Here is a 26,039-nt window from a genome sequence, read left to right on the forward strand (position 1 = left end):
GGACTCCTTGCGGGAATCTGATTCCCGCAAGGAGTCCTTCACGGACGTTGGGCGGGCTACTCGCGCATCCCGATCCCCTCCACCGGCCGGGCCCGTAGCGCGAACCTCGCCGGCACCAGCACCGACGCGGCGCCCACCAGCGCGGTCGCCGCGACGATGCCGAGGTACAGCAGCGGCGGAATGCTCGGGATCGGCGATCCGGTGAGGCCCAGGCTGACCGTGACCAGCGGGACCAGCGGCACCGCCGAGCCCACCGCCACCGCGATCAGCACCACTGTCAGCGCCTCGATCCGCAGTACCTTCAGCACCTGGTCGCGCGTCATCCCGACCAGCCGCAGCAGCGCGAACTCCCGTGTTCGGGCGAGTGTCGTCATCACCAGCGTGTTGGCCACCGCGAGGGCGATGTAGGCGAAGACCAGCACCAGCGGCAACGCGCTGCTCAGCAGCGAAGCCGTCGCCGCGTCGCGTTGTTCGTCGGACAGGCCTGCCTCGGCGGACACGGTCAATCCTGGGTATTTCGCGGACAGGCTCGCCAAGGCCGGCTCCAGATCCTCCCCGGGCGGGCCCGGACCAGCACCTGCTGGTCCAGCTGCCGGACGCTGTGCGCGAACACGTCCTCGTGCGCCAGGGTGACGTCGCCGAATCCCATGCCCCGCTGGTAGATCGCGACGACAGCCGGGGTCGCGGCGAAACCGTCCGGGAGGTTCAGCTTGATCTGGTCGCCGAGTTCGACCCCGAGCGTGCTCGCCGCGCTGGCGCTGACGGCGACCTTTCCCGGGGCCAGATCGGCGAGATTTCCCGACGAGACCGCCAGATCCATTGTCTTGGCCGCGTTGTCGACGGTGATGCCCTGGGCGGGGAATTCGAAGATCTCCGGCGAATCGAGCACCTTCGCCGAGGCGAACACCTGCACCCGCGCCACCCCGGTCGCGGCCTCCGCGCCGGGCAGCGCGGCCGCGTCCCGGACGGCGTCGTCCGGCAAGCCGCCCGCCACGCCGGTGAGCGTGTACTGCGCGGTGATCCCCTCGTCGGCCTGGTCGGCCGCCGCGGCGGCGAGGGTGGCGGGGATGAACAACTGCACGCAGGCGAACCCGATCGCCAGCACCAGCGGTCCGATCCCGGCGGCCAAGCGGCGCGCGTTGGCTCGCGTGCTGGCGGCGGCGAGGTAGCCGTATTCCTTGAAGCGCCGCGTGATCGGCCCGGCCAGCAGCCGCGTCGCGAATGCCGCCACCGGAGGTGCGAGCAGCAGGATCGCGACGATCATCAGCAGTCCGCCGCTGCCCGCACCCGCCACGGCGAAGACACCGGAGAAGAACACCGGGAGCAGCGCGGCGGCCAAACCGAGCAGCAGCAACAGCACCCCGAGCGTCCGGCGGCCGCCGCTGATGCCCGGCTGCTCGGCCGCGGCGTCGCTCAATGCCTCGACTGGTCGCACCGACGCGGCTTTTCGCGCCACTGCGAACGTCGCGATCTGCGCCGTTGCGACCCCGGTCGCCACCGCGACAAGCATTGGCACAATGCCGACGGAGAAAGAGAAATCGCTGGGCACGACGCCGATCAGGACGAGCGCGCCGCGCAACAGCTGCGCGGCGAGGATGCCGGGCAGACACCCGAGCGCCGACGCCACGGCCGACAGCACCAGTGCTTCCGCGGCGAGCATTTTCCAGATCTGGCGCGGGGTCGCCGCGATCGCGCGCAGCACAGCCAGTTCGCGGCGGCGCTGGTGGACGCTCAACGCGAGTGTGCTGGCCACGACCAGAATCGAAATCAGGATCACCGTGCCGCCGAGCGAACCCGCGATCTCTTGCAGAGAGCCGCGTGCCGATGCCACGTCGGGGTTCTCGATGCGGCTCCGGTCCTCTTCCGTCGTCACCTCTGCCTCGGCACCGACTCGAGAGGCCAGCCGGTCGGCCAGGTCTCCGGGATCGGTGCCCGGCCGGGGAAACACCCCGACGGCGTCCACCCGGTCGCCGCGTCCGGCCAGGCTTTCCGCTTCCGCGTCGGCGAAGAACACCACCGGTGCGCGGAGTTCTCCGTCCACACCGGACAGTTTCGCCACGCCGACGACGCGGTATTCGGCCGCGGCCTTGGTTGTCTGGATCCGGACCGCGGCGCCCAGCCCGGTGTCCTTGGCCAGCCCGGCGTCCAGCACCACCTCGCCGGGCCGTTGCGGTTCGCGGCCCTCGACGAGATCGAACGGACCGAGCCGGGCGCTCGACCACGGATGTCCGGCCGGAGTGCCGTCGCCCTCCGCCAGCACGGCGGGAAAACTCACGTCCGGCACCACCGAGCCGACGCCGTCGGTCCCGGCGATCTTCCGCACGGTCTCGCGGGTCAGCGGCACCGGGTCCTTGAGCGTCTTGGACTTGGTCTTGCCGTTTTCCCGCACCTCGAACGATTTCGCGCCGCCGACGACCACCGGGACCCCGGCGTACCGCTGCGGAGCCACCCCGGCTTCCGTCCCGGACTGCAGGAGAATGCCGAACGCGGTGACCAGCATCGCCGCGCCGAAGAGTGCGACGAACGCGCCGGCGAACCCGGAAGCGCGCCCGCGCAGTGTTTTGACCGCGAGTTCGAGCATCGCTCACCACTGCCCGAGCGTGGTCATCCGCTCGGCCACGCGATCCGCGGTGGGCTCGGTCATCTCGTCGGCGAGCGCGCCGTCGGCGAGGAAAACCACCCGGTGCGCATACGAAGCGGCCACCGGATCGTGCGTCACCATGATCACCGTCTGGCCGGTCTCGTCTACGAGCTGCCGCAGCAGTTCGAGCACCTGACGGCCGGTCCGGGTGTCGAGCGCGCCGGTCGGCTCGTCGGCGAACACCACCTGCGGCCGCGGCGCGAGCGCGCGGGCGATCGCCACCCGCTGCTGCTGGCCGCCGGACAGCTGGGCCGGGCGCCGGTCCAGCCTGCCGTCGAGCCCGACGCGCCGCACGACCTCCGCCAGCCAGGCCTGGTCGGGGGCCACCCCGGCCATCCGCATCGGGAGCGAGATGTTGTCCGCGACGGTCAGCGACGCCAGCAGGTTGTAGGCCTGGAAGACGAACCCGACCCGCTCCCGGCGGAGCACGGTCAGCCCGGTCTCGTCCAGTCCGGCCAGGTCCGTGCCGCCGAGCAGCACCGTCCCGCCGTCCGGCCGGTCGAGCCCGGCGGCGCAGTGCAGGAAGGTGCTCTTGCCCGCGCCGGACGGGCCCATGACCGCGGTGAACGACCCGCGTCCGAACCGGACGGTGAGGTCGCGCAACGCCGTCACCTGGCCCGTGCCGGAACCGTAGGTCTTGCGGACCGACCGCAGCGAGACCACGTCGTCCGGCGGTGCTCCGGTCTCAGCCGGTGCCGGGCGTTGCCGTTTTTCGCGTGCCACTTCGTCCTCCGGATGCGGTGATCTTGCTCCTCCCGGACGCTACGGAGCCGGGATACGGCCGGACAGCACGTATCCTGCAGATCCCAGGTGCAGAAAACTGCACCTGCCGAGCGAATCCCCCGGGGGACGGATGGAGCCGGTGGCCGCAGACCGGCGGTTTCCCTGGTCCAGTGCGCGCGACTACCTCGCCGCGTTCGGCGTTTCCTTCCGCTACCTCGCCGTCGGCGCCGCGGCCGGGCTCGCCGGGCTGCTGCTGTGCTGGCTGGCCGCGGGCAGCCTGCTGCTGAGCCTGGCCGGGATCGGGCTGCCGCTGCTGGTCCTGCTCGTCCCGCTGGTGCGCCGATTCGCCCGCGCGCAACGGAAACGGGTCGAACGGCTGCTGGGCACGCCGGTCGGCGAGAAGTACGCGGTGCCCCGCTCGCCGTTCGGCGTCCTCAAAGACCGTGCGGTGTGGAAGGACCTGGCGTTCCTCGCGGTCAGCACCGTGCTCGGCACGCCGCTGTGCTTCCTCGGGCTGAGCCTGCTGTCCGGCGCGCTCTGCTGGGGCACCGCGCCGATCTGGTGGACCCTCCTTCCGCCCGCCGCGCATCTCACGTTCCGGCCGGTCACCAGCTGGGCACAGGCGTTCGGCGCGACCGGCATCGGGCTCGGGTACGCCGCCGGGCTGATCCTCCTGACGCCGCTGCTGGCTCGCGGGCACGCGATGCTCGCCAGTGCGCTGCTGCGTCCGCCGCGCGGCAGCAGGCAAGCCCGCCGGATCGAGGAGCTGACGGTCAGCCGGGCCGAGGCACTCGAAGCGCACGGCGCGGAGCTGCGCCGGATCGAACGGGACCTGCACGACGGCACCCAGGCCGGGCTCGTCGCCATCTCGCTCCGGCTCGGGCTGATCAAGCACGCCCTGCGGAACCAGCCGGACAACGCGCTCGGGCTGCTCGAGGACGCGCAGGAGCTGACCGAGCATTCGCTGGCGTCGCTGCGCACGATCGTCCGCGGGATCTACCCGCCGCTGCTGACCGACCGGGGTCTGCCCGGCGCGGTGCAGGCGCTCGCGGCGAGCAGCGCGGTCCCGGTCGAGGTCGACGTCTCGGGCGGCGGGCAGGCCCCGGCCGCGGTGGAGGCGGCCGCCTACTTCGTGATCGCCGAGGCATTGACGAACATCGCCAAGCACAGCGGAGCCGACCGGGCGTGGATTACGCTCGCGCTCGGCCGGGAAAGGATCAGGATCACTGTGCGCGACAACGGAAAAGGCGGAGCCGCGGAGAACTTCGGCACCGGGCTGGCCGGGATCCGCCGCCGCGTCGCGGCCTTCGACGGCAGCACCGAGCTGAGCAGCCCCGAAGGCGGCCCGACGGTGCTGCGGGCGGAGCTGCCGTGCGCGTCGTGATCGCCGACGACAACGCCTTCATCCGGGAAGGGCTGGCGTTGCTGCTGTCCACGGTCGGCCACGAGGTGTGCGCCGTGCTGGAGCGCGGGCCCGACGTGCTGCCCGCGCTGCTGGAGCACCGGCCCGACGTCGCTGTGCTGGACGTCCGGCTGCCGCCGGGTTACACCGACGAGGGCCTGCGGGCGGCCGCCGCGGCCCGCGAGGAAATCCCGGGCCTGCCGGTGCTGATGCTGTCGCAGTACGTCGAACCCGCCTACGCGGCCGAACTGCTGGCCAAGGGCGCGTCCGGAGTGGGCTACCTGCTGAAGGACCGGGTCGGGCGGATCGAGGAATTCCGGGAGGCCATGGACCGGGTCGCCGCGGGCGGCACGGCGATGGACCCCGAGGTCGTCTCGCAGCTGATGGCGCGCCGGCACGCGGCGAACGTGCTCGACGTGCTCAGCCCCCGCGAACGCGAGGTGCTCGCGCTGATGGCCGAGGGCCACGGGAACGGCGCGATCGCCGAGAAGCTGTTCATCGCGGAAACCTCGGTGAACAAGCACGTGGGCAACATCTTCGCCCGGCTGGGACTGTCCGCGGGCACCGGCGACCACCGGCGGGTGCGGGCGGTGCTCGCCTACCTCGGCGCCTAGCCCGAAAACCGGTGGAGCCGTGCCGGTGCGCGCGGCTACTCTCGCTCGACCAGTGCTGCCCAGGCAAGGACGTGCCGTTGTACATCGCGTGAGGCATCCCAAGCTCTGATTTCGTCGCGCGCCGCGTTCATGCGCCGCGCTTCTTCGTGCTGCGGAATTCTCACTGGAATCGGTGTACTCCTGTGCTCTATAACTGGACAGTCCTGCCCACTCGCCTGCCGCTCGTCCGGCGCCGGTGCCACACCTGCGCGTCCGGAAGCTTCCGGGCGGACGGCAAATTCCGGGTCAACGCCCATCACAAACTCATCGACGCCTGGCTCCTCGTGCTCTGTACCGGCTGCGGGGAAACGGCGAAACTCACCGTGTTCGAACGGGCGAAGGTGCGCTCGGTCCGACCGGTTCTGCTGGATCGCTTGCACCACAACGATCCCCGCCTCGCTGCCGAACTGCTCCAGGACCCGGTCCTGCTGCGGCGCAACCACGTCGCGCTCGACTGGGACGGCGCCTGGCGGCTCGACACTGGTGGTTCGGACCACTTGAAGCACGACGCGATCGACGTCTCGGTCAGCTTCGCGGCCCGGATCCCGGTCCGGCCGCTGCGGCTCATCGCCGAGGGCTGCGGTCTCGCGCGGGCTGAAGTGCAGCGGCTGCTCGCCGAGGGGAAGGTCGTGTCCGGCGTCCGGCTGAGCGGCAAGCTCTCCGGCGACTTCGCCTTCACGCTCAAGTACTGAGCAGACGGACGGGTCCGGCCTCGCCGCCGGACCCGTCCGTCCTCAGTGGACAGCCCGGGTCCACTCGCGACGAGCGCTGTCCGCTCGCATGAGCGCGGAACGCTAACCAGGGCAACAGCGGTGGCTGAACGGGCAATGCCGCGTAACCGCTTCCGGCGAAAGGCGTTGCCGCAATTCACCGCACCCAGGTGGAGGAGCCGGTTGCCCACCCGACCGCGCGCTGGTGTTCAGAAGGGAACAACGCGGCGACAACCCGTAGACCGGCGCTTACCGTAAGTCCGCAGTCTCCCCACTGCTCTTTCGTATCGGCCGAACGAAGGGCATCCGCGGCGACGTCGGCGGCCTGGCATGCCAGTCCGTCATATCCGGAGAACCCGATCAGAGGAGAAAGCATGGCTTCGCAGGACGGCGCACGCGTCGACACCAACGTCATGCGCAAGGGCGCGCAGACGATCAGCGACACCGGGCAGAACATCACCGGGGTGAACCAGAAGGTCGACGGCACGATGCAGACGCTGTTCGGCACCTGGCAGTCGGACTCGGCGAACGTGTTCCACCAGGCCATGGGCCAGTTCGACCAGACGGTCCGCAAGATCGTGCAGAAGCTGGACGAACTCGCGCAGAACGTGCAGACCTCGGCGAGCGAGTACGACAGCCGCGACTCGGACAACACCTCCACCGCCAACAACGCCTCCGCGGTCATCGGCGGCGGCGGGCTGCGCGGCTTCTGATCCCCTTCCCTTCCACGAAAGGACGCTTCCCATGGCTTTGGGCCAGTTCCAGATCAGCTTCGCCACCATGCAGGACACCGTCGGGCAGGCCAAGCAGCAGTCCAACCAGATCACCGAGCTGCTCGACCAGATGAAGGCGGTCATCGAGGGCCAGCGCGAAAACTGGACCGGTGTCGCGGCGGACATGTTCCACGAGACCTACAACTACTGCCACCAGGCGGCGCTGACCCTGCCGCAGGCGCTCGACGCCGCCGCGCAGACCCTCGGCCAGATCAACGAGGGCACCTCCAACACCGAGGGCAACAACGCCAAGCGGTTCGCCGCGAACTGACGCCGCCGCCCCGGGCACGACTGACCTGAAAGGAGGGTGAACGACAGTGGACGGAAACGGCAACGGGGAGCACAAGGACACCTCCTCGGACAACCACCAGACCACTTCGGACGACGGCAAGTTCCACAGTCCGGGCGACCAGACTCCCCGGACGTGAAGAACGAGTGGATCCCGCCGGGCGACGTCGGCAAGCCGCCGCCGGTGCCGGGCGGCTCCGAGCATCCGGGCAAGGGCGTCACCGCGGTCAACACCGAGGCGATGCGCACGTTCGCGAAGAACATGCAGGCGCTCGCGGACGGGCCGCTGAAGGATCTGCCGGCGAAACTCGACAGCATCCAGCTCAAGCCCGGCGTGTTCCTGACGGCGCAGAGCAAGATCTTCACGCCGATCCAGGGCACGAACGCGCTGCGGGACACCACCCGCACCGCGATCCACGACCTCTGCAAGGCGCTCGACGAGGTGGCGGACGCGGTGAACAAGGCCTCGAAGGCGTACGACAACGCCGACGAGGTCAACAAGATGTCCGCCGACGATTACAACCAGTATTTCAACACAGTCAGCGGCCACATCACCGGCGCCGGTCAGAAAGCCTGACCGGACGGGCGGCGGTCTTTCCGGGTTCTCTCCCGGGTCTCTCAGGTTCGAAGCGATCGAGGGAAGATGGCGGACGAAAACACCCACGGGTTCACCTCGGACGACAACGGGGTCTGGCCCGACACCACGCAGACCGGCAACCAGAACACCACTGGTGACCCGTCGAAGGATTTCGACGGGCTGACGTGGAAGCAGATCGAAGCGGCGATCCTCGGCGGCGGTTCGCTGTCGGGCGGCCAGGACAACCGGGACAAGGCCTACGGCAACGTCAACTGGCAGTCGCTTCAGGACGCGGCCGGGGTGTTTCAGGAGACGCAGCAGAACCTCGCGATGGTCGCTCAGTCCATTCAGGACCAGACCGCCGCCCTCGCCGGACCGGACGGCCCGTGGAAGGGCGACGCCGCGACGAAGTTCAAAGACATGATGACCACGCTGCAGAACAAGTTCTCCGATCTGGCGGACCGGATCGGCGACGGCGGCGGGTCGAACAACGTGCCGGCGAATCTGGTCAATTCCGCGGCCTACCTCAAGTGGGCGCAGGACACGATCCGCTACATCGACAGCTATTACGCCAGCCAGGTCCTCGCGCAGGGCAGCAAATACGAACTCAACGACGGGCGCGCGTACATCTCGCAGTTCCCCGAAGCCGTCGAAATGATGACCAACGACATGCGCAAGGTGGGCGGCCAGCTCGCGCAGAAGTACAACACGGTGCACGTCAACGCGGGCAAGACGACCCCGCCGCCGACGCCGGGCGGTGGCGACGGCAACCCGCCTCCGCCGCCTCCCCCGCCGCCGACTCCGCCGCCGCCACCCACTCCGCCGCCTCCTCCGCCGCCGGTGACGCCTCCGCCACCGCCGCCCGTTTCTCCGCCGCCGCCACCGGTGACGCAGCCGCCGCCTGCCCCGAAACCGCCGCCGGTGTCTCCGCCGCCGGGCGGCGGCAATGGCGCGCCGCCTCCGCCTCCGGTGAACCCTGCCGCGATTCCTCCGCCGCCGGGCGGCAACAACGGTCCCGGCGGGAACAACGTGCCGCCGCCGCTCAAGAACGCCGTCGTGCAGCCGCCGCCGGGCGACCTCAAGGGTCCCGGCGGCGAGGGCGCGCCTCCTCCGCTGAACCCTGCCGCGATTCCGCCGCCTCCCGGCGGGAGCAACGGTCCCGGCGGCAAGTCGCCGAACCTGCAGAAGCCTCCGGGCGACGGAGGTTCGCAGCCTCCGCCGCAGGTCAAGCCGCCTGCCATTCCGCCGCCTCCCGGCGACTCCGCCGGCGGCGGCAACGTGAAATCGCCGCAGCTTCCGCCTCCGCCGGGAGATTCGGCCGGCGGGAACAACCTCAAGACGCCGTCGGTCCCGCCGCCGCCGGGAAGCTCGGGCAATAACCTGGGCGGGCACGTCAACCCGCCGTCGATCCCGGCACCGCCCGGAAGCTCCGGCAACAACCTCGGTGGGCACGTCAACCCGCCCTCGATCCCAGCACCGCCCGGAAGCTCGGGCGGCAACCTGGGCGGGCATCCCTCCGTCCCGGCACCGCCTGGAAGCTCGGGCGGGTCCGGCCACGTCAACCCGCCGTCGATCCCGCCGCCGCCGGGCGATTCCGGCAACCTGGCGAACAACGCGCTCAACCCCGCGCATCTGCCGCCGGGCGTCAACAACCCGCCGGGCAGCCAGCCGCCGGGCGGCAGCGGCATCCCGATGATGCCGCCGGGCGGCATGGGCGGGGGCGGCGGACTGAACTCGCCGTCCGCCGAACGACCGGACTCCTCCGGGCTGCTCGGCAACATCAAAAAACCGTGGCTCAGCCCTCCCCCGGACGGCATCGGCAACCCCGACTCGCACGGCGACACCCCGCCGCTCAGCTCGGCCAAGTGGGCTCCGCCGCCCGGCGCGAGCGGCGGGACCGGCAACGGCGCGGGCGGGCTCGGCAACGGTCCAGGCGGACTCGGCGGCCACGGCGACGGTCCGGGCGGGCTCGGCGACAGCGGTCCCGGCGCGATCAAGGGCCTCGGCGAAAGCGACCTGCCCAAGCTGCCGGACCCGATCGGCAACCAGAACCACGAGCAACAGCAGCAACTCCCGGGCGCCGGGACCCCGCCGATGGTGCCGCCGGGCGGCATGGGCGGCGGCAGCGGGCTGAACACGCCGTCCGCCGAACGACCGGACTCCTCCGGACTGCTCGGCAACATCAAAAAACCGTGGCTCAGCCCACCGCCGGACGGCACCGGCAACCCCGACTCGCACGGCGACACCCCGCCGCTGCACTCGGCCGAATGGGCACCGCCGCCTGCTGGCGTCGGCGGTCCTGGCACTGGCGGTCCAGGTGCCGACGGCATCGGCGGTCCCGGAGCGGGCGGACCAGGGGTTGACGGCGTCGGCGGCCCGGGCGTTGACGGTCCGGGCGCTGGCGGCGGAGAGCCGGTCGGGCCAGGGGTCAAGGGCCTCGGCGAAAGCGACCTGCCGAAACTGCCGAACCCGATCGCCAACCACGAACAGCAGCAGCTCCCGACCTCGGGAATGCCTCCGATGATGCCGCCCGGCGGCGCAGGCGGCGGGCTGAACACACCCGCCGCCGAACGACCCGACTCGGCCGGGCTGCTCGGCAACGTCCAGGAGCCGTGGACCGCGGACCTGCCCGGTGGCGTCGGCGACCCGAGCGCGTTCGGCGAGACTCCGCCGAGCGAATCGGCCGACTGGGCACCTCCGGCGAAGAGCCCCGGCGGTCCCGAGCATGCGCCTGGCATGCCCATGGTTCCGCCAAGCGGCGGCCTGAACACGCCCACCGCCGAACGGCCGGACTCGGCCGGACTGCTCGGCAACGTCCAACAACCCTGGACAGCAAACCCACCGGACGGCATCGGAAACCCTGACGCCCCAGGCGAAACCCCGCCAAGCACCTCCGCCGACTGGGCCCCTCTGGCGAAGAACCCCGGCGGTCCCGAGCAGGCGCCTGGCATGCCCATGGTCCCGCCAAGCGGCGGCCTGAACACGCCCGCCACCGAACGACCCGACTCCGCCGGACTGCCCGGCACCATCCAGCAACCCTGGGCAGCAAGCCCACCGATCGGAAACCCCAACGCACAGACCGAAACCCCGCCAAACACCTCAGCACAGAACAACAGCCCCACCCCGCAAGGCCCCGGCATGCCCATGCTCCCGCCAGGCGGCACCGCCGGAACGAACACCCCCGCCGAACGACCCGACTCCGCCGGGCTCCTCGGCAACATCCAGCAACCCTGGACAGGAAACCCACCGGACGGCATCGGAAACCCCACCCCACAGGGCGAAACCCCGCCCACCGAGCCCGCCCCCTGGGCGTCCACGACAAATCCGCCGGTCGTTGCCCCACCGGTTCCGCGCGACACCAACCGCGCCCCGGCGAACACCGGCTGGGCCACCACCCCGGACGACGTCCGGATCCCGGTCGTGCAGCCGCTCGACACCGAGGACACCTCCGCCTGGGACGTCGGCACCGCTGAGTTCCTCCCCGCCCTCCTGCCGGTCAGCACCCCGGCCGACGACCGGGCCGAGGAGATCAGCACCGATTTCGTCCAGCGCAGCGACGCGCCGTGGCGGCCGGCCGACGAGCCGCTCAGCACCTACCAGCGGGTGCGCGGCGGACCGGCCGAAGTCCTCCCCGACGAGCTGCCCACCTGCGGCGACGCTCCGGAACCGCCGGAGCCAGACACCGTCGAGGAAGAGACCGAGGAAGAGGAAGAAGAGGAACGCACCATGGCCGATCTGCTGCGGCAGGACGACGCGGCCTGGGGCAAGCGGCGCGGAACCTCGGGGGTGCTCGAATGAGCACGGAAACGGTGAAGCGGGGCCCGCGCGCGGCGGGCCCGGAAATGCCTGAGGGGCAAGAGGAACTGCAAGAACCGCCAGTCATGGCGGAACCGGCGGCGCGCGATTTCAACTCGCTGCTCATGATGCTGCCGATGGCCATCGGGTCGCTGGTGATGGTGCTGGCGTTCTCCGGGGTCGCGGGCAGTTCGCCGTTCACCTACGTGATCGGCGGCGGCATGGGCGTGTCCATGATCGCGATGAGCCTGGGGCAGCTGTCCCGCGCGGCCGCCGAGCGCAAGCGCAAGATGCAGGCCGAACGGCGGGACTACCTGCGTTACCTCGGCCAGGTCCGCGACCGGGCCCGGTCTACTGCAGAGGATCAGCGGCACGCGGTGGCCTGGAACAACCCGGCACCGGATTCGCTGTGGTCGCTCGCGATGGGGCCGCGGCTGTGGGAACGCCGGATCAGCCACGAGGACTTCGCCCGGGTGCGGATCGGGCTGGGCACGCAGCAGTCGGCGCTGGAGCTGGTGCCGCCGGTGACCAAGCCGATCGAGGACCTCGAACCGCTTTCGGCGATCTCGCTGCGCCGGTTCACCGAGACCTACCGCACGCTGTCCGGCATCCCGACCGCGGTGGGGCTGCGCAGCTTCACCAGCGTCGAGTTCGACGGCGACCCGGACGCGGCCGCCGCGCTGGTCCGGGCGATGCTCGCGCAGCTGGTCGCCTTCCATTCGCCGGACGAACTGCGGCTGGCCGTGCTCACCACGGAAGCCGCGCAGGCGCAGTGGGACTGGGTGAAGTGGTTGCCGCACAACAACCATCCGACGCTGCGCGACGCGGCGGGCCCGCTGCGGCTGCTCGCCGCCGACCACGACGAGCTGATGGACCTGCTCGGCCCGGACGTGGCCGATCGCGACGACCACGACAAGACCGTCGGGCCGACGACGACCGAGCCGTTCGTGGTGGTCGTCGCGCATCTGGCGACGATCCCGGAGTCCTCGCGGCTGGTCGGCGCGGGCCTGCGCAACGTGGTGCTGCTGGACGTCACCGGCGCGCTTCCCGGCGGTCCCAAGGTGCTCCGGCTGACCACCAAGGACGATCTGGTCGAGTTCCCGGCGGGCAGCGGCGTGGGTTCGGCGACCCGCGACGAGCTGTCGGTGACCCAGGTCGAGGGGCTGGCCCGGCTGCTCGCGCCGAAACGGACCAGCGGCACCCTGGAGATCGCGGACCAGCCGCTGGAAAGCGATTTCGGGCTGACCGCGCTGCTGGGCATCAAGGACGTGCACACCTTCGACGTCCCGGCCCAGTGGCGGCCGCGGGCGGCGCAGCGGGCGCGGATGTCGGTGCCGATCGGGGTGACCGAGGACGGCGAGATCGTCGAGTTGGACCTGAAGGAATCGGCGCAGGGCGGCATGGGCCCGCACGGGATGCTGATCGGCGCGACCGGTTCGGGCAAGTCGGAGCTGCTGCGCACGCTCGTGCTCGGGCTGGCCGCCACGCATTCGTCGGAGATCCTCAACTTCGTGCTCGTCGACTTCAAGGGCGGCGCGACGTTCCTCGGCATGGACCGGCTGCCGCACACCTCGGCGACGATCACCAACCTCGCCGACGAACTGCCGCTGGTCGACCGGATGCAGGACTCGCTCAACGGCGAAATGGTGCGGCGGCAGGAACAACTGCGCGCCAGCGGCTACCCGTCGCTGTACGAATACGAAAAGGCGCGCGCGGCCGGCGAACAGCTGGCCCCGATGCCGACGCTGTTCCTGGTCGTGGACGAGTTCTCCGAACTGCTGAGCGCGAAGCCGGAGTTCATGGAGCTGTTCGTCTCCGTCGGACGGCTCGGCCGCAGCCTCGGCGTGCACCTGCTGCTCGCCTCGCAGCGGCTCGACGAGGGCCGCATCCACCGCGTCGAAGGCCACCTGTCGTACCGGATCGCGCTGCGCACCTTCTCCTCGATGGAGTCCCGCAGCGTGATCGGCGCAGGCAGCGCCTACGAACTGCCGCCGGAACCAGGCAACGGCTACCTGAAGATCGACACCACGAACCTGGTGCGGTTCAAAGCCGCCTACGTCTCCGGTCCGGTCCCGGCGGGCAATGGCGAGAACTCCGCGGCGTCCGCGGCGCGGGCCAGCCGGGAGGTCGTCCCGTTCCGCACCGAAGCCCGGCCGGCCAAGCTGATCATCCGCGACGACGAACCGGAACCGGCCGAGAAGGTGTCCGATGTGGACGCTCTGGAAGCCGCCGTGCCGGGCGGGCCGACGCTCGCCGACGCCTTCATCGACCGGCTGACCGGCGCGGGCCCGGCGGCGCGCCAGGTGTGGCTGCCGCCGCTGGCCGAATCGCCGAGCCTCGACTCGCTGCTGCCGAGCGTCACGCCGGACCCGGTGCGCGGCATGGCCGTGCAGGACCCCGCGCACTGGGGCAAGCTCCGGGTGCCGATGGGGATGATCGACCGGCCGTTCGAGCAGGTCCGCGAGCTGCTGACGGCGGACCTGTCGTCGGCGGCCGGGCACGTCGCGGTGGTCGGCGGGCCGAAGACCGGCAAGTCGACCCTGCTGCGCACGCTCGTGCTGGCGCTCGCGATGACGCACACCCCGCAGGAGGTCCAGTTCTACGGGCTGGACTTCGGCGGCGGCGGGATCATGTCGCTGTCCGGGCTGCCGCACGTCGGTTCGGTCGCGACCCGGCTCGAGCGCGACCGCGTCGTCCGGACGATCGAGGAAATCTCGCAGGTCATGGAAGGCCGCGAGACGCTGTTCTCCGAGCACGGCATCGAGTCCATGGACGCTTACCGCGCATTGCGCCGCAGCGGCCGGATCGAGGACCCGTTCGGCGACGTCTTCCTGGTGGTCGACGGCTGGTACAGCCTCAAAAACGACTACAGCGACCTCGAGCAGAAGATCGGCGAGCTGGCCTCGCGCGGCCTGTCCTTCGGTGTCCACGTCGTAATCGGCGCGACCCGCTGGTCGGAGATCCGGCCGTACCTGCGCGACCTGCTGCAGACCCGGTTCGAACTGCGTCTCGGCGATCCGATGGAATCGGAAATCGGCTCCCGCAAAGCGAAAACGGTCCCGAACCAGCCGGGCCGCGGCCTCACCCCGGACGGCCTGCACTTCCTGGCCGGGCTGCCGCGGATGGACGGCAGCGGCAACACCGACGACCTCGCCGCCGCGGCCAAGGCCGTCGCCGAAGAGGTGCACCTGTTCTGGCCGGGCGCACCCGCGCCGTCGGTGCGGCTGCTGCCCGCGAAGCTGCCGATGGCGCAGCTGCCCCCGCCGGACGGCGACCTCCGGATCGCGCTGGGACAGGACGAGCAGCGGCTCATGCCGGTGTGGCACGACTTCGCGGCCACCCCGCACCTGCTTGCCTTCGGCGACAACGAAACCGGCAAGACCAACCTGCTCCGCGTGGTCTTGCGTTCGGTGCTGGCGCGCTACTCGCCGAGCGAGGCGAAGATCGTGCTCGCCGACCCGAGCCGCCAACTGGACGCCGAAGTGCCCGAGGAATACCGCGTCGGGTACGCGACGACCACCGAGGCACTGCAGGAATTGGCGCAGCAGGCCAGCGTTTCGCTGACCCCGCGCGTGCCGGACCAGACCATCACCGCGAACCGGCTCAAGCGCCGCGACTGGTGGACCGGCCCCCGGCTGTTCTTCGTGATCGACGACTACCAGCTGCTGACCAGCGGCATGGGCTCGCCGCTGGAACCGCTGCTTTCCTTGCTGTCGCAGGGTTCCTACATCGGGTTCCACCTGATCCTCGGGCGCAGCACCTCCGGCGCGATGCGCGCGCTGAGCGACGCGGTGGTCCGCCGGATCTGGGAACTCGGCAGCCCCGGCGTGGTGTTCTCCTACCCCAAGGAGGAGGGCAAGTTCCTCGGCGAGGCGGCCCCGCGGCAGCTGCCCGCCGGCCGCGCGCAGCTCGTCACCCGCCGCGGCGTGAAGCTCGTGCAGACCGCGATCGCGGAAGAAGACCGGGCGGGCGAAACCCGGTCCCCGCTGGCGATGACCGAAAGGGGCGTGCGATGACCGCGTCGACCGGCGAACTGTGCCGGATCACCGTGTACGGGCCGCAAGGCAGGGCGGACCTGGCGGTGCCGATGTCCGTCCCGCTGACCAGCCTGCTGCCGGTGCTGCTGGAGCACACCGGCGGCCGCGACGACCTCGGCGACGCCTGGGTGCTGCAGCGGCTCGGCGAGGAACCGCTGGACGCGTCCGGCACTCCGGAGTCGCTGGACTGGAAGGAGGGCGAGGAATTCCACCTCCGCCCTCGCACGGACCCGTTGCCTGAGCTGGATTTCGACGACATCGCGGACGGCATGGCCACCGCGGTCAGCCGGCATCCCGGCCGCTGGCGACCGGAGTACAACCGCGGCCTGTTCCTCGGGTTCGCGATCTTCTCCCTCGCGGTGCTCGCGAAGGTGCTGCTCTACCCGGGTTCGGCCGGGCTGACCGCGATCGGCGGCGGCGTGGTGTCGCTCGGGCTGCTGGTCGCGGCCGTAGCGACCGGGGTGCGTTCCGAGGACAAGGCCCTGCTGACGTTGCTCGGGCTCGGCGGCTGCGCGTTCGCGTTCCTCTCGGGCGCGGTCGCGGTGGCCGGGCTCGATCCGGCGTTCGACCTGCAGGGCGCGCCGGTGCTGACCGGCTGCCTGACCTTCGCGCTGGCCGGCGGCCTCGTGCTCGGCGGACGGGCCGCGTGGTCGCCCGCCATCCCGTTCGTGCCGTTCGGCGCGGTGGCCGCGACCGGGCTGGCCGGGGCGATCTCGCTGTGGCTGCACCTCGGCGCCGGGTTCACCACCGAACAGGCGGCCGGGCTGGTGTCCTTCGTGCTGGTCGGGCTGATGGTGTTCGCGCCGCGGATCGGCATCCGGTTCGCCCGCATCCGCGGTCCGCAGCTGCCGCGTTCGGCCGGGGAACTGCAGTACGACATCGAACCGATGCCCGCCGCGCAGATGACGCACCAGACCGAGTACGCCGACGGCTACCTCACCATCGCCTGCCTCGCCGCCACCGCGGTTTTCGTCGGCTGCTTCCCGTTCCTGATCGGCCACGGGCTGTTCCCGGCCATCCTCGGCGGGCTGGTTTCGGCGGCGGTGCTGATGCGTTCGCGGGCGCTGCTCGGCGTGTGGCAGCGGGTTCCGCTCGCCGCGGCCGGCGCGATCGGGCTGGTGCTGCTCGGGCTGTCGCTGATCCAGCCGTTGCCGGCGCAGTGGCGGGGCGCCTGCCTCGCCGGGCTGTGCCTGGTGTTCTTCCTGCTCCTGCTGGCGATGCTGCGCCCGCCGCCGCGCCGGCTGCTGCCGATCTGGGGGCATCTGGCGAACTGGCTCGAAACGCTGAGCGCGGTGGCGATGATCCCGATCCTGCTGCAGCTGTTCGGCGTCTACGCGTGGGCCGTCGGGCTCACCGAATAAGCGAAGGAGAGGTGCGATGGTGCAGACGCAGAAGGACCACGTCGAGGCGTACTCGTTCCTGATCGGGCGGATGACCTCGGCGCTGGTGCTCGGCGACGCGAGCCACCTCGACGTGCCCGCGCGGCGGGCCTGGGTCGGCCTGCTGGTCGGGCTGGTGCTCGGGCTGCTGATCGCGGTCGGGTTCTTCGTGTACGGGCTGATCGCGCACCACACCGGCGCGGCCCCGGCCGTCGGCCGCCGAGTCTGAGAAGGAGGCAGCCATGGAGCTTTCGCTGATCCGGCGCGACGACGGTGCCTTGGAGAAGAAGACCGTCGGCAACGCGCTGGTCGTGCACCTCGCGGAGGGGATGACCGGCGAGGCGCAGTCGCTCGCGCTCGGAGTCGCGGCCGATCCCGAGCACGACCTGGTCGTCGTGGACCTCCCGGTGGATTCCCCCATCGCGATGTGGGAATCGGTGGCCAAGGCGCTGCCCCGGCGCCGGCGCGGCGTGCGGCTGGTGATCGGCGGCCGCTCGCGCGAGACCACCGCGCTGGCCGGGCAGTGGCTGGCCGAGCGGATCAACCGCCCGGTGCTCGCGCCGGACGGTTCGGTGATCCCGAGCGCGGGCGGCGCGCTGTTCGTGCACGCCGGACGCGGCGGCGGCTGGGTGCGCTTCCGGCCGGGCCGTCCGCCGTCCTGGGAGGCGAAGCGGTTTCCGCGGCCGGCTTGGGATTCCGGGATCGCCGCCGAGCTGACCCCGACGAGTTCGCGCGGGGTCGCGGAGCCTCTCCCGGGCGGTCTGTGGGTCCGCCCGGTCGGCTTCGACGCTCCCCAGCGGCACCACCGCACGGCGCTCATCTCCCGGATGCCCGCGCAGCACGACACCATGACGATCGTGCTGGGCTGCCCCGGCTGTCCCCCGCTGGCCCTCGACGACGCGGCCCGGCTGTGGGTGCAACTGCCGGAGAAGGTGCGGGCCAAGGCGCGGTTCGTCCAGTACGGCCCGCTGGCGGTGCCCGGCGAGGCCACCGTCGGACAGGCGCTGGCCGATCTGCTCGGCAAGCCGGTCGCGTTCTACGCCGGGGTGCCGGTCGGTTCGCCGCAGATGCCGACATTGCAGACCGTGCTCTTCGACGGCCGGTTCGGCTGGCGTCCGTTCGTCACCGAACTCGGCTACGAACCCGGCGCGCCCATGCCGGAGCTGCTTTCGCACCGTCCGCCGGTCCACGGGCTCGACCAGATCTCGCCCGCGGTGTACTGGTACTCGCCGGACGCGGTGGTCGAGGTCGTGCAGTCCGGCCTGCTGGTGCGTCCGCCGCAGGACGGCCCGTCCACCGCCGCGGTCCGCGAGATCACGCTCGATGCTGCGGTGCACAACCTGACCTTCGACGCGCCTGACGAGCATTCGGTGCCCCGGATGCGGTTGCTGGCCGAGGACCTGCTGGGCCGGTTGGATGAGCGGACCCGCCGGATGAGCCGGGTGCTGCCCGCCGCCGCGCTGCTCGCCGAACGTGCCCGGCCTCGGGTTGCTGCGCGGGCTATGGAGGCGATCGAGGCTGGGCAGCCGGTGCCTGTTGCCGAGACTCCGGCGGTGGTCGAGGCTCCGGTCGCTGTCGTCGCTCCGGTCGTTGCCGAGGCTCCGGTCGCGTATCAGCCCGCGGCTCCAGCGGCGCTGGGGATCGCCGCGCCTACGGAGGTCCCTGAGGCGATCGTCCCGGCAGAGGCTCCCGACGCGGCCGAGCCGCCACCGGCCAAGGTCTCCGCCGCTCCTCCGGCAGCACCTCCGGTCCCCCGCATCGTCTCGCCGAAACCGGCCGAACCGCCGGTCGCGAAGCCCCCGGAAAAGCCCGCAGCTCGCCCGGCGGAGCTGCGCTTCCAGGAAACCCCCGGCGCGGAATCGACCGCCCTGCTGCCCAAACGCGGCGCGGACAAGGAACGCCAATGGCTGCGCAAATCGCTCGGCGCGGAGTTCGGCCTGATGTCGAACACCGTCGCGCGGATCCTGTCCGAGCACCCGGGCTTCCAGGGCGTGCTCTCGACGTCGTCCTCGGCTGAAGTACTCACCGACGCCGTAGCCGTGCAGCTTTACCTCTCCCCCAAGGGTTCGACGATCGACGCGGGGCTGCGGCGCGGCGCGAACGGTCCGCACGTGCCGGTCGCCCGGTGCGTCGTAGCCGGGTTGAGCCGGCTGCCGTCGCACCGCGGCCCGGCGACCTTCGCGACCGAGCTGCCGCCGTCGGCGTGGCCGCTGCTGAACAGCCGGAAAGTGCTGACCGAATGGGGTTTCCTCAACGCGCTGACCCAACCCTCGTCCACTGTGGACGGCGGGACGGACGTGCTGGTGTGGTCGATCACCGGACGGCGCACCAAATTGCTGGAACCGAGCGAGGGCGGCGTCGAGAACCGCGTGCTGTTCGTGCCGGGGACCAGCTTCAAGGTGCTGGAAACGCGCGAGCCCGCGGCGGGCGAGCGCGGCGCGGTGCTGCTGCGGGAGCTGACCGCGAGCGAGATCGACGAGACCGGCCGGGTCGCGAACGACCGGGCGTCGCTGGACGAACTGGCCATGAACTCGCTCCGGCAGACGATGCGGACCTGGGCGGAAGCGGGCGAGGACCTGGTGCGGACCGTGATGGACGAGCAGGCGGCGGAGCGGTTCGGGGCGCTCCCGGGCCTGGCGTGAGTGCGGAGAGGCGGAGACGATGAACCGACAGCTGCTCGTGGTCGGCGGCGACCGGCCGGGTGCGTTCGGCACCATCGGCGCGGCGCTGGCGCAGGCGCAGCCGGGGGCGACGATCAGCGTGCACCCGGGCCGGTACGAGGAAAACCTCGTGGTGGACCGGATGGTTTCGCTCGTGGCCGAACAGGGCGCGGGCACCGTGGAAATCGTGGCGAGCACCGGAAGCGCGCTCGTCGCGAACGCCGAAGCCGTGCAGCTGAGCGGATTCGTCCTGACCGGAGCCGACGATCAACTGGTCACTGTGGACGTGGTCCGCGGCGAGGCGGCGCTGGACGGCTGCCAGGTGTCCGGGAATTCGTGGGCCACGCTGCTGGCGCGGCTGGAGGGTTCGCTCGCGCTGCGGGGCTGCACGGTGACCAGCACCGGCGGTGCGGGCGTGGTGATCGCCTCGCCAGTGCAATCGGCCATTGAGGACACTGAGATCGTGGACGCCGCGTCGTCCGGCGTAGTCGTGGCCGAGGCAGGTTCGGTGCTGCTGCGCCGATGCGCGGTGCGGGGCGCGGCGGGCAACGGGGTGTGCGTCAACGGTGAAGCGGTCGCGATTGTCGAACAGTGCGAGATCGTGGGCGCGCAAAAACCGGCGATGGTCGTGGAACAGCAGGGGCGCGCGACGATCACCGGACTGACCGTGCGGGACAGCGCGAACGTTGACCTTTACGTCACCAGCAAGGGCCGGGTTTCCGTGGCCTCGTCGCAATTCCGGTCGGCACCGATGCAGGCGGCGCACATCGCCGCGTCCGCGGAACCGCTGCTGCGCGAGTGCGTTTTCGCCGGTGCGGGCGCGAACGCGGTGCAGGCCACCGGAACCGCGGTGCCACAGTTCGTGGACTGCACCTTCGAGGGTTCACCGGTCACGATCCTGGTCGACGACCAGGCCCGGCCCCGGTTCGAACGCGCGACCGTTCGAGGCTCGACGCACACCGCGCTGTCAGTCAGCGCGGAAGCCGCGGTGACCGTCGGCGGACTGCGCATGATCCCGGAGAGCGGCCTCGGTGTCGTCCTTTCCGGACAGTCCACGTTGGATCTAGCCGACGCTTCCATTGAGACCGGCCGGGAAAGCGGAGTGCAGGTCACCGAGGATGCCCGGTTGACCGTGACCGACCTCCGGGTCGATTCGACCGCGGACGAAGCCGTCTCGTTCGCGGCCAGCGCACCGTCCTCGGCGAAATCGGTCCAGGTGCGCGGCGGTGGCCTGCACATCGCTGGAACCGCGGAAGTGTCCTTACAGGACTGCGAGGTCATCGATTCCACAGTGGACGGAATCACGGTCGCTTCGGGTTCCTCGCTGACTGCTTCACGGTGCCGGGTGCGCAACGCGCGAGGCAACGGCGTGTACGTCGCGGCTCAGGCGTCCTTCACCGAATGCGAGGTCCTCGGCGCGGGCCAGGACGGCTTCCACGTGGACACTTCCGAACCGGTCAGCATCCGCGATTGCGTGGTCAACGACGCCGCAGGTGAACTCGTGAGCGGCGAACACGCGGACGTGGACAACCTGAGCACCGATTCCGCGCGCCCGGTCGAACCGATGCCCGCCGACCCTCCTTCGGCCGAGCAGACCGTGAGCGAAGCCGCGGGCGAGGTGCTCGAAGGCCCGCTGGGCGATCTGGAGGCGCTGGTCGGGCTGGCCGGGGTGAAGAAGGAGGTCACCGGCCTGATCAACCTGATCAAAATGTCCCAGATGCGCGAGCGGATGGGGCTGCCGATGCCGCCGATGTCGCGGCATCTGGTGTTCGCCGGCCCGCCCGGCACCGGCAAGACCACCGTCGCCCGGCTTTACGGCACGGTGCTCGCCGAACTCGGCATCCTGTCGAAGGGGCACATGATCGAGGTGGCCCGCCAGGACCTGGTCGGCCAGTACATCGGGTCGACCGCGATCAAGACCACCGAGGTCGTGGAGAAGGCCGTCGGCGGCGTGCTGTTCATCGACGAGGCGTACACGCTGAGCGCGCCGACCGGCGGTTCCGGCCCGGACTTCGGGCAGGAAGCCATCGACGCGCTGATGAAGATCATGGAGGACCAGCGCGATTCGCTGGTGGTGATCGTCGCGGGCTATTCCGAGCAGATGGAGCAGTTCCTGCAGTCGAACCCCGGTCTCGCGTCGCGGTTCACCCGCACCATCGAATTCCCGAACTACAGCGTCGACGAACTAGTCACCATCACGACCGGACTGACCCGCAAGCACTACTACGAAATGACCGACGACGCGCTGGCCGCGCTGCGCGAGTATTTCGAGCGGGTGCCGAAGAATTCGACGTTCGGCAACGGCCGCGTCGCGCGCAAGCTGTTCGAGGCGATGGTGAACAACCAGGCGTCGCGGCTGGCGCTGCACCCGCCGTCCAAGGACATCGAACTGAACCGGCTGACCGCCGACGATCTGCAAGCGGAACTGACGCAACTCCCCTCCGCGACAAAGTCGGCGGTCTCGGTCACCGCCGATCCAGCCGCCGCAGTTTCGACCAGCACGGGCTGGAAACGGCTCAGCAGCCTGGTCGGCCAGAAATCGGTGCGGGAGAACGCGGAACGGCTGCTGCTGAACCTCGGCAGGCTCACCCACGAACGGAAACCCCTCGGCCATCAGGCAAACCTGGTGATCAGCGGCAAACGCGGCACCGGACGGTCGGAATACGCGAAGCTGTACGCGCAAATCCTCTCCGAATTCGGCATGACCCCGACGGGGCAGCTAGTCCGCCGCACTCTCGCCGAAGAACTGTCGCCGCAATGGCCGGGCCAAGCCGAACACCTGGTCCGAGCCGCGGTGGAAGACGCGTCCGGCGGCACCCTGGTCATCGATCTGGACGGCGAGTGGGACACCTCACCGCACACTCCCGGAATCGAAGCCCTGGAAGCGTTGTCCGAAATGATCAGCCGCCGCCCGGCCGACCCCGTCGTGGTGTTCACCGGAGAAAGCACCCGCGTCGGCGAACTGCTCGCCCAAATGCCCACTCTGCGCGACGCTTTCCCCTACGGCTGGCAACTCAGCGAGTACACAGTGGACGAACTCGCCGAAATCGCCGTGCGCCTGCTGGTCCGTCGCGGCCACGAGGTCCCCGACGACGTCCGCGACGCACTCGCCCACGAACTCTCCGCCGCGTCCGACCACACCGCACACGCCGCGCACGAACTCGCCCGCACCCTCTCGGCCGCCGCCGCGTCCCGCACGCTCGCCGCCGCCGACCTGCGCGGCATCCGCCCGCCCGACACCGGAGCCATGGCCCTCGGACCCGGCCTGGCCTCGGTCGGCTGACCCCTTACGGAGACCCGATGAGTTCGCAGCACGAAAAGATGCTCGAGGACGCGATGAGCGCCTACCAGCGCCAGCGCGACCACTTCGCCGAAACCCGCCGCGAGGTCGAAACCGCCACCAGCACAGTCACTTCCGCCCGCCGCGAGGTGACCGCGACCGTCGGCCGCACCGGCGAGCTGACCGAGCTTTCCTTTCCCACCAGCGCCTACAAACGCATGGCCCCGGCGGAACTGGCTTCGGTGATCGTGCAAACCGTCTCCGCCGCACGGGAGAAGTCGATCGCCGCCGCCGCGGAATTGATGTCCCCCATGCTGCCGCCCGGAATCTCCGCACAGGACCTGATGAGCGGAAAAGCCGACGTGAACGCTCTGTTCTCGGCCAGGGTGCCGGGATTCGACGAAGGGATCCTGCCGTGACCGACCAGTTTTTCGTAGACGCCGACGGTCTGGACGGCGGCCGCGACGGCTTCGACGGCAAGAGCGACGAACTGCGCACCCTCGCCCAGCGCGTGCAAAGCCTGGCCAACCCCAGCCGGATCCAGGACGCGGCCGGAAACGACAAGAACGGCAACGAGTTCTCCAAAACGCACATCCAGTCGGCCGCCGAGATCTACAACGGCATCAACGCCTGGGCCTTGGCCGTGGAAGCGACCCGCGACGCGATCAGCGACATGGCCACCTCATTCCGCGAAGCCGACCAGGGCGCCTACGACGGATCCAACGCGCTTTTCAAGAACTTCACCGACCTGAACGGCAAAGTCCACAAAGCCGACCCAGGCGGCACCGATTCACCGCCGACCGAGTACCGCCGCGGCGTGCGAATCCAAGGCAAACTCCTGGGCAAGCAAGACCCCGACGCCGAAGACGGCAGCGGCTGGACCCCAGCCAAAAGCCTCCAGGCACAGATTCCCGACCGAGGCGAAGAACCCCAGCGTTTGAGGCGGCTCTCGGTCGAACGCCCCGTGCCCGCCGACGGCAAGACCGAGGAGGGCGAGGTCACCCCGCTGCAACCGGTCTTCGTCCGCTCGCGGGCACCCGAGGTTGCCCACCCGCTGGAACCGACGGAGTCCTGGCTGCCCGCCAGCCGGGAGAAGTCGATCCCCGCCCAGCCGCCCATTCCCCCGGAAGACCCCGTTTCCTGACTTTCCGCTCCGCACAAGGAGGTGACCCGCGATGAGCCTGATGGTGGACCCCAGCCTGAACTGGGTGTTCTACATCATCGCGGGTGACGCCTGGCCGCAGGGCGACGAGGACAAGGCCCGCGAACTGGCCGCCGAATGGGACCAGGTGGCGCAGCAGATCGCGGCCGCGGGCACCGGTTTCAGCCAGCTTTCGCAGCAGGTGGTGGCCAATGTCGGCGGCGAGGTAGCGACGAACTTCGCCGACTACGCGAACAAACTCAGCACCATGGGCGCCGGTTTCTCCTACCGGGCGCAGCAACAAGCCGCCGCCCTGCGCGAATACGCGCTGAATGTGGAAAACGCCAAATACGGCATCCTGATTTCGATCGCAGTCACTGCCGCGGACCTGATCTGGGCGATGACGAACCCGTTCACCGCCCCGTTGATCCCCGGAATCTGGGCAGCCGGACGGTCCGCCGTGATGCAGATCGAACGCTCGCTGATGTCGCGCTTGATGAGCCTGCTGTCGAGGGTCGCGAGAGAGGCCGCGCAGGAAGCCGCGGAAGAGGCGGCCGAGGAAATGCTGGCCGAATTCATCCAGATCGCCCAAGGCAATCGCGACGGCTTCGACTGGAAACAGATCGGCCAAAACGCCGCCCTGGGAGCAATCGGCGGCGCGTTCGCCGCCGGCGCCCACAGCGGTTTGGGAAAGTGGGGCCACAACGTCTTCGGCGCCGCCGGCGTGGAAGCGGCCACGGAGGTAGTAGTCGGCCTGTCCGGCGCCGGCCTCTTCGGCGGAGACCTGGACAGCCTAGGCTGGGGCGCCCTGAACGGCGGCCTCAGCGGCGCAGCCACGCACGGCGCACACCATGCCGGACAAAGCCTGCACGACAAACTAACTGGCGGCGATGCGGGCGGCGGCCAGGGGAAGGGCCCGAACGATCCCGGCGGGGACGGCGGGACGGGGAACATCAACGTCGACCCGATCAACGGCCCTACCCCACCTGGCGGCTCCGGCGGCTCGGGTGGCTCAAACGGCACCGGCGGCTCGAGCGGTTCAGGCGGGTCCGGCGGCTCAGGTGGGCCGGGCGGCCCCAACGGCACCGGCGACTCAAGCGGGTCAGGCGGTTCCGGCGGGTCAGGTGGCCCTCGTGGCTCGGATGGCTCCAGCGGTCCTGGCGGATCGAGCGGCCCTGGAGCCTCGAACAGTCCGAACGGCTCCGGCGGCCCGAACAGCTCCAACAGCCCGGGTGGCCATGGCGGATCGGGTAATCCGAACGCGCCCGGCGGATCCGGCAACACCAACGGCCCGAACAGCTCCGGCAATCCTGGCCACTCCACCGGCACAGGCGGCCCGAACGACTCCGGCAGCTCCCGGGGTCCCAGCAGCGACAACTCCCCCGCCAGCAACTCCGCCACCCCGAACAACCAGCCCCCGCCGGGAAACTCCCCCGGCAGCTCAACTACGACAAGCACCCCCAACCCATCCACCAACCAGAACCCCACGAACGACTCACCCTCGGCTGGCAACCCCAGCGACTCCAACGGCTCGACCAGCAACCCCAACACCGCGGGCAGCCCACCCCCGGCAAACGCCCCCAGCAGCTCCGACCCCACCCCCGCGAGCACCCCACCGTCGACCGCGGCAAACAGCTCGCCCGGCGACTCCAGCGCACCCAACGGCTCCGCAGGCAACACCACGTCAGCAAACAGCTCCAACTCGACCGGCAATTCCCCGCAGAGCCCCGGCAGCAACCACAACGCCGCCACCCCCTCCCCGCCCGGCACCAGTCCCAGCGCCGGAAACGAGGGCGGAGCCAACCACAACGTCACCACCCCCGCCGCTCAAAACCCGACCGGCAACCAGACCCCACCCCCAGCCACCAGCCCCAGCACGAACGCCAACCAGACCCCATCCACCAGCCCCGGTACAAACGGCAACCAGACCCCGTCCCCAGGCGCGAACTCCTCACCCCCCGGAACCAGCCCAAACCCAGC

The 26,039-nt window shown here is 70.5% G+C and carries 18 protein-coding genes; 14 read left to right on the forward strand and 4 right to left on the reverse strand.

What is annotated here, in order from left to right; genetic code table 11:
• Window positions 1-56: 56 nt before the first annotated feature.
• The 3 genes from RPX00_RS44405 to RPX00_RS44415 are packed head-to-tail and all read right to left on the reverse strand — an operon-like array spanning window position 57 to window position 3,304.
• Entirely contained in the window at window positions 57-500 is a 444-nt protein-coding gene (locus RPX00_RS44405; protein WP_406634949.1) for an ABC transporter permease, read from the reverse strand.
• A 2-nt stretch (window positions 501-502) separates the two neighbouring features.
• Window positions 503-2,581 (reverse strand): ABC transporter permease, encoded by a 2,079-nt coding sequence (locus tag RPX00_RS44410; RefSeq protein ID WP_406634951.1) that lies wholly within the window; start codon window positions 2,579-2,581, stop codon window positions 503-505.
• A 3-nt stretch (window positions 2,582-2,584) separates the two neighbouring features.
• The gene (locus RPX00_RS44415; RefSeq protein ID WP_406643309.1) at window positions 2,585-3,304 is read right to left on the reverse strand and encodes an ABC transporter ATP-binding protein; all 720 of its coding nucleotides are present in this window, start codon (window positions 3,302-3,304) and stop codon (window positions 2,585-2,587) included.
• A gap of 199 nt (window positions 3,305-3,503) precedes the next feature.
• Between RPX00_RS44415 and RPX00_RS44420 the strand changes: the two genes are divergently transcribed.
• From RPX00_RS44420 to RPX00_RS44485, 14 genes are all read left to right on the forward strand, one after another.
• Complete coding sequence (locus tag RPX00_RS44420; protein WP_406634953.1) at window positions 3,504-4,748, forward strand: sensor histidine kinase; 1,245 nt, start codon at window positions 3,504-3,506, stop codon at window positions 4,746-4,748.
• Complete coding sequence (locus RPX00_RS44425; protein ID WP_406634955.1) at window positions 4,736-5,380, forward strand: response regulator transcription factor; 645 nt, start codon at window positions 4,736-4,738, stop codon at window positions 5,378-5,380. The genes RPX00_RS44420 and RPX00_RS44425 overlap by 13 nt, the downstream gene beginning before the upstream one ends.
• A 182-nt stretch (window positions 5,381-5,562) precedes the next feature.
• On the forward strand, window positions 5,563-6,111 hold the full coding sequence (locus RPX00_RS44430) for a DUF1062 domain-containing protein (protein WP_406634957.1): 549 nt from the start codon (window positions 5,563-5,565) through the stop codon (window positions 6,109-6,111).
• Between the two features lie 392 nt (window positions 6,112-6,503).
• Window positions 6,504-6,842, forward strand: coding sequence for a WXG100 family type VII secretion target (locus RPX00_RS44435; RefSeq protein WP_406634959.1), 339 nt, complete (start codon window positions 6,504-6,506; stop codon window positions 6,840-6,842).
• A gap of 31 nt (window positions 6,843-6,873) precedes the next feature.
• Window positions 6,874-7,173, forward strand: coding sequence for a WXG100 family type VII secretion target (locus RPX00_RS44440; protein ID WP_037812613.1), 300 nt, complete (start codon window positions 6,874-6,876; stop codon window positions 7,171-7,173).
• 153 nt (window positions 7,174-7,326) lie between these two features.
• The gene (locus RPX00_RS44445) at window positions 7,327-7,767 is read left to right on the forward strand and encodes a WXG100 family type VII secretion target (protein WP_406634961.1); all 441 of its coding nucleotides are present in this window, start codon (window positions 7,327-7,329) and stop codon (window positions 7,765-7,767) included.
• A gap of 66 nt (window positions 7,768-7,833) precedes the next feature.
• The gene (locus RPX00_RS44450) at window positions 7,834-11,565 is read left to right on the forward strand and encodes a hypothetical protein (RefSeq protein ID WP_406634963.1); all 3,732 of its coding nucleotides are present in this window, start codon (window positions 7,834-7,836) and stop codon (window positions 11,563-11,565) included.
• The gene (eccCa, locus tag RPX00_RS44455) at window positions 11,562-15,578 is read left to right on the forward strand and encodes a type VII secretion protein EccCa (protein WP_406634965.1); all 4,017 of its coding nucleotides are present in this window, start codon (window positions 11,562-11,564) and stop codon (window positions 15,576-15,578) included. Before RPX00_RS44450 ends, eccCa begins: the two co-directional genes overlap by 4 nt.
• Entirely contained in the window at window positions 15,575-16,960 is a 1,386-nt protein-coding gene (eccD, locus tag RPX00_RS44460) for a type VII secretion integral membrane protein EccD (RefSeq protein ID WP_406634967.1), read from the forward strand. Before eccCa ends, eccD begins: the two co-directional genes overlap by 4 nt.
• A gap of 16 nt (window positions 16,961-16,976) precedes the next feature.
• Window positions 16,977-17,207, forward strand: coding sequence for a type VII secretion protein EccB (locus RPX00_RS44465; RefSeq protein ID WP_063631965.1), 231 nt, complete (start codon window positions 16,977-16,979; stop codon window positions 17,205-17,207).
• Between the two features lie 13 nt (window positions 17,208-17,220).
• Window positions 17,221-19,620 carry a hypothetical protein gene (locus RPX00_RS44470; protein ID WP_406634970.1) on the forward strand — a complete coding sequence of 800 codons (2,400 nt, stop codon included), beginning with the start codon at window positions 17,221-17,223 and terminating at the stop codon, window positions 19,618-19,620.
• A 19-nt stretch (window positions 19,621-19,639) separates the two neighbouring features.
• Complete coding sequence (locus RPX00_RS44475) at window positions 19,640-22,921, forward strand: right-handed parallel beta-helix repeat-containing protein (protein WP_406634971.1); 3,282 nt, start codon at window positions 19,640-19,642, stop codon at window positions 22,919-22,921.
• Between the two features lie 17 nt (window positions 22,922-22,938).
• Window positions 22,939-23,337 carry a YbaB/EbfC family nucleoid-associated protein gene (locus tag RPX00_RS44480; protein WP_406634973.1) on the forward strand — a complete coding sequence of 133 codons (399 nt, stop codon included), beginning with the start codon at window positions 22,939-22,941 and terminating at the stop codon, window positions 23,335-23,337.
• Entirely contained in the window at window positions 23,334-24,062 is a 729-nt protein-coding gene (locus tag RPX00_RS44485; RefSeq protein WP_406634975.1) for a hypothetical protein, read from the forward strand. The genes RPX00_RS44480 and RPX00_RS44485 overlap by 4 nt, the downstream gene beginning before the upstream one ends.
• Window positions 24,063-24,344: 282 nt before the next feature.
• On the opposite strand, the gene RPX00_RS44490 is transcribed toward RPX00_RS44485, so the two are convergent.
• The gene (locus RPX00_RS44490; RefSeq protein WP_406634976.1) at window positions 24,345-24,797 is read right to left on the reverse strand and encodes a hypothetical protein; all 453 of its coding nucleotides are present in this window, start codon (window positions 24,795-24,797) and stop codon (window positions 24,345-24,347) included.
• Window positions 24,798-26,039: the final 1,242 nt, after the last annotated feature.

It is taken from the genome of Amycolatopsis sp. WGS_07, from assembly GCF_045278895.1.
Classification (GTDB): domain Bacteria; phylum Actinomycetota; class Actinomycetes; order Mycobacteriales; family Pseudonocardiaceae; genus Amycolatopsis.